We start from the raw sequence: 817 nt of genomic DNA on the forward strand, positions 1-817 counted from the left end.
ACTCCTACACCCCCCCCCACCACCCCCCGCCCTTCTGTCGCCCGGTCATAAAAAACCCTACCCCCCGCCGGCCAAAGGGTTGTGGGGGGCTTCGCTGCGCTCGCAATGACGGCGTGGCGGGACTTGTACAAGACATCGACAGCGTCAAAGATGGCGAGGTCCCACCAAAGTGGCACCACCATGCCCCTGCTCGCCATCGTCTATTTTTCCATCTCAGGCACCACCGAGAAGCTGGCGCATGCGGTTGCGCGCGGAGCGGATGGCAAGGCGGAGGTCTCGCTATGTCGCATCACCGGCGGCGACATCGTGTCAGGCCGCTTCCAGAATGAGAGCTTACTGGAGACGATCGACCGCGCCGACGCAGTTGCATTTGGCAGCCCGACCTATATGGGCGGACCAGCCGCTCAATTCAAAGCGTTTGCCGATGCTTCAAGCGATCGATGGAGCCGGCAACAATGGGCCAACATGTTCGCAGCCGGGTTCACCACCGGCGCCTGCGCAGGCGGCGATCAACTCCACACACTGACCTACTTTTCCATTCTGGCCGCGCAGCACGGCATGCTCTGGTGCGGACTGGATATTCCGGGTGGGGAGGATCCGAGTGGCCGCAATCGGTTGGGCAGCCAGCTTGGCCTTGCGACGCATCTGGTCGACAGCGTCTTGCCTCAGACCGACCTCAGCACGGCCGAATATCTCGGTCAGCGATTGGCCAAAATGGCAAGCCGCAACGGCTAACCTCACCCGTCATTGCGAGCGTAGCGCCTATCAGGCGCATGTGCTGACGGAAAAGGTCCGCGGTACCTTCCCGACGCGGATA

At 62.2% G+C, this 817-nt stretch carries 1 protein-coding gene; it reads left to right on the forward strand.

The genetic code is table 11. The annotated features are described in order from the left end of the window. Positions 1 to 180: 180 nt before the first annotated feature. Positions 181 to 735, forward strand: a complete 555-nt coding sequence (locus tag AC0L3K_RS40655) for a flavodoxin family protein (RefSeq protein WP_219684943.1) — start codon at positions 181 to 183, stop codon at positions 733 to 735. The last annotated feature ends 82 nt before the right edge of the window (positions 736 to 817 follow it).

The sequence above is a fragment of the Bradyrhizobium sp. MI1.10 genome, assembly GCF_055811035.1.